The sequence below is a fragment of the Mycobacterium sp. genome (assembly GCF_052144515.1).
Lineage (GTDB): Bacteria > Actinomycetota > Actinomycetes > Mycobacteriales > Mycobacteriaceae > Mycobacterium.
The window spans coordinates 1-4,056 of record NZ_JBKQQD010000310.1; the positions used below are offsets into that span (position 1 = coordinate 1).

Here is a 4,056-nt window from a genome sequence, read left to right on the forward strand (position 1 = left end):
CCGGCGACGACCGGATTTGCGGAGTAGAAACCAGCTCAGCGGCAGCGCGGCCGCACTCAGCGCCAGCAGCGTGGCGTCGAGCAGTGTCTTGCCGCGCAGTGAAAACGGCATTCCTATCTCCGGTATCGGTATCTTCGCTGTCACCGCCGTAGCCCCGGAATTCGGCCGACGTTAGGACGCGCAGCCACTGACCGGCGGGTGATGACGCACATGACTCGCAGCTTCACCGTGATTGGTGATGTCATTCAGGCAGCATTGCCCGGGCGGGCGACGATGACCGGTGTGCGGGTCGCCTGGACCACCGCGGAGCTGACCGAACCGAGCTGGAGCCCGGTGAATTCACCGCCGTGGCTGCCCACCACGACCAGCTGGGCGGTTTTGGCCTGCTCGATGAGGTGGTGCGCGGGCCGGCCGACTACGACCACACGGCGCACACGAACATCGGGGTAACGTTCCTGCCAGCCAGCGAGGCGCTCAGCAAGGGCTTCATTTGCTTTCGGCTCGATGTAGGCCCACTCCAGCTCGTGAATGCCGAAGGGATCGCTCTCGTATGAGGTGTGTAAAGCCACCAACTCGACACCGCGCCAAGAGGCTTCATCGAAGGCGATCGCGGTGGCAAGCTCCGATGCTGGCGATCCATCGATGCCCACCACCACGGGCGCATCAATAGACGCCGCCTCGGCAGGGAATTCGTCGTGGATGACCGCCACCGGGCAGCGTGCGTGGTGGATCATCGCGGTGCTGACCGAGCCGAGCAGCACGTCCGCCAGCGACGACCGGCCGCGCCGGCCCACCACGAGAATCTGGGCATCGTTGGACAGCTCAAGGAGGCCGGGTACGGGCGCGCCAGCGATGGCCGTCGTCTGAATATGCAAGCGACCGGCGGTGTCCTTGGCCGTCTTGGCGGCGTCGTCGAGCAGGCGCTTTGCCTGTTCTTCTTGCGCGCGCAACACTTCTGCCGGGGTAGGCCCCGTCCAGACAATCAGCGATGACCCGGGCACCACCGCCGGGCAGGCGTGAACCAGGGTCAGCCCGGTATTGCTCATTGCCGCCCTGCGGGCGGCCCACCGTACCGCCGCGGTCGAGGCGGCAGAGCCGTCGACGCCGACCACAATTCCGAGATGTTCTGACTCGTCAGGCATTTCGCTCTCCCCTGCGATCATCAGCCACTTCCCAGCCATCTGCTCCGACAGCTGCGACGGAGGGACTGATGCTTTACGCCCATCAGATTAGGTGCTCGGCCGCCCGCTGAGCCAGGAGGCTTAGTTCCCGGAACGCATGGCCATAGTGCCCTGTCGTCCACCGCGGCAGGCGAGGCGTCGCGCAAGTGCTTGGCGAGTGCCGATGGCGGTCAGCCCTTGACCATGGCGCGCTCGAGAATCGGAGCGAGATCCAGTCCCGTCGGCAGCGTGCCGAACGCCCCTCCCCACTGCCCGCCCATGCGGGTGGCCAGGAACGCCTCGGCGACCGCGGGGTGGCCGTGGCGCACGAGCAGCGAGCCTTGCAGTGCGAGGCTGATGTCCTCAGCGATCTTGCGGGCGCGGTACTGGATGGTGTCCATGTCCACCAGCGCGGCTTGCAGCGCTGCGACGTGAGCATCCAGCCGCGCGTCGTGGCCCGCGGTTGTGGCCAGTTCGTCAAAGAGCACCTCGACGCATGCCGGTCGAGTTGCCATGGCGCGCAAGGTGTCCAGCGCGCTGACATTGCCGGACCCTTCCCAGATGCCCATCAGCGGGGCTTCGCGATACAGCCTCGGCATGCCCGAATCCTCGACGTAGCCGTTGCCACCCAGGCATTCCAGGGCTTCGGCGGCGTGCGCGACGGCGCGCTTGCACACCCAGTACTTGCTGGCCGCCAGCCCGATCCGGCGCAGTAGCATCTCCCGCTCGTCGCCGCGGACGACGCCGTCGGTGGCCCCGGCCATCCGCATCGCCACGACGGTGGCGGCTTCGGCTTCCACGGCCAGATCGGCCAGCACGTTACGCATCAGCGGCTGGTCGATCAGGTAGGCGCCGAACGCTTTTCGATGCTGGGCGTGATGAATGGCCCGAGTCAGCCCGGTGTGCATGCTGGCGGTGCTGGCCAGGGTGCAGTCGAGCCTGGTGAGGTTGACCATCTCGATGATGGTCGGCACGCCGCGTCCCTCCTCGCCCACGAGCCACACTGTGGCACCGTCGTATTCGATCTCACTGGACGCGTTGGCGTGATTACCGAGTTTGTTCTTCAGCCGCTGCAGGAACATCCGGTTGCGGCTGCCGTCGGGCAGCACCCGCGGCAGCAGGAAGCAGGACAACCCGCCCGGGGCCTGGGCCAGCACCAGGACGATGTCAGACATCGTCGCCGAGGTGAACCACTTGTGCCCGACCAGGGTGTAGCTGCCGTCGGCGTTGGGCGTGGCCTGGGTGGTGCCGGCCCGCACATCCGAGCCGCCCTGCTTCTCGGTCATCGACATGGTCGCAGTGATGCCGACCTTGGTGGTAGCCAGCTTGAGTTCGGGGTCGTAGTGGCGGCTGGTCAGCAATGGTTCGTAGATCTTGGCGAGGTCGGCGTTGTGGCGCAGCGAGGGAACGACGGCGTAGGTCGCCGAAATCGGGCACATGTGACCGGGTTCAGGGGTCCAGGCCAACATCTTCGCCGCGCGCACGACGTGGGCGCCCGGCCGGTCGTCGGCCCACGGGGCGGCGTGCAGGCCGTGGGCGATCGCCGTGCGCATCAGCTCGTGGTAGGCCGGGTCGAATTCGATCTCGTCAATGCGGTGGCCGTAACGGTCGTGTGTGTGCAGGATCGGGCGGTTACGGTCGGCCAGCTCGCCCCAGCGCCGGGCCTGTGCCCCGCCCGCGATCGCGCCGAGTTCGGTGACCTCGTCGAGGCCCCACTGCCCGCCCTCGCGGATCAGTGCTTCGACGAGCACAGGCGAGGTCGCGGGGTTGTGGTCCGCCAGCGGCGGAACCTGATTGGCGACGACATGCGTATCCGACATCTCGCCAATGTTACATTTTTTCGACAGTTGCACAAGACTGTGTAATACCTCTACGGGCTCGATCGCGATAATTCGGGAAACTTCTTACGCGATACCCCATCGCGCGATCGCCAGCCCAGGGTCGAGATCAAGGGCGTGGTCAAAGCAGCGGATCGCCTCGTCGTGGTTGAACGCGTAGGCCCAGATCAACACGCGGTCGAACCACAGCTGGGCCTGCGGCGACGGCGTGTCAATCGGCCGGTGGTAGGAGCCCAGCTCGTAGTACGGCTCGCTCCCGCCGATCGCGCCCGGTGTCTCTACCGTCATGCCCCGCAAGATAATTCAGCGACGCAGTCCGCACGATAGGAACGACGGGCGCTGTTGCGTGACGGAAAGCGGCCAATGCGATCAAACTGGACTTCGCGTGCGGCCAGGCCGACGTGGTCGATCCCCTCGATCGCCGCGGTGGGGTGATGGGCGGGATGGCGCTCGTGGACACGCGTGTTCGGTGTGCGGTTGAGAAAGCAGGCTGAGAGTTCGGGCCGATTTGTAGTGCCCGCCGACGTCCATGGGCGCCTTCGGGAGTCCGCCGCTGCGGCCTGTGACCACGATGGTGGCCTGCCGGGGCCTGTTAGCGCGCTCGGCGCGCGAGGTTTTCGGCGTCGAGGATCAGCACGCTGTGGCTTTCCGACTGGATCCAGCCACGGTCGGCGAAGTGGCCGAGCGCCTGGTTCGTCGCCTCCCGGGACGAGCCAACCAGCTGAGCGATCTCCTCTTGCGTCAGGTCGTGGGCCACTCGCAGCGCGTCGCCTTCACGGGTGCCGAACTGTTGTGCCAGCAGCAGCAGTTGCTTGGCGACCCGTCCGGGGACGTCGATGAAGATCTGATCAGTCACTTTGTTGTTGGCGCGCCGCAGCCTGCGCGCCAGCACCCGTAGCAGCTGTTCGGCGACCTCGGGGCGATCGACCATCCATCCGCGCAGCGTGTCGCGGTCCAAAGACACCGCACACAGCTCGGTGAGGGTGGTCGCGCTGGCGGTGCGCGGGCCGTCGTCGAAGAACGAGAGCTCACCGAACATCTACGGCGGACCCATGATC

General features: G+C 66.4%; 2 protein-coding genes and 2 pseudogenes. All 4 read right to left on the bottom strand.

What is annotated here, in order from left to right:
- Positions 1-245: 245 nt before the first annotated feature.
- Positions 246-1,142 (bottom strand): universal stress protein, encoded by an 897-nt coding sequence (locus ACLP9N_RS21190; RefSeq protein ID WP_442409264.1) that lies wholly within the window; start codon positions 1,140-1,142, stop codon positions 246-248.
- A 209-nt stretch (positions 1,143-1,351) separates the two neighbouring features.
- Positions 1,352-2,980 carry an acyl-CoA dehydrogenase family protein gene (locus tag ACLP9N_RS21195; protein ID WP_442409265.1) on the bottom strand — a complete coding sequence of 543 codons (1,629 nt, stop codon included), beginning with the start codon at positions 2,978-2,980 and terminating at the stop codon, positions 1,352-1,354.
- 87 nt (positions 2,981-3,067) lie between these two features.
- Positions 3,068-3,286 (bottom strand): annotated as a pseudogene (locus tag ACLP9N_RS21200) (hypothetical protein); the annotation flags it as partial.
- Positions 3,287-3,590: 304 nt separating this feature from the next.
- Positions 3,591-4,037: pseudogene (locus ACLP9N_RS21205) on the bottom strand (Crp/Fnr family transcriptional regulator); the annotation flags it as partial.
- Positions 4,038-4,056 lie beyond the last annotated feature (19 nt).

Excerpts from the sequence above, each read along its gene's own strand:
- ACLP9N_RS21195 (WP_442409265.1), bottom strand. The coding sequence starts at position 2,980 with ATGTCGGATACGCATGTCGTCGCCAATCAGGTTCCGCCGCTGGCGGAC.
- ACLP9N_RS21190 (WP_442409264.1), bottom strand. The coding sequence starts at position 1,142 with ATGCCTGACGAGTCAGAACATCTCGGAATTGTGGTCGGCGTCGACGGC.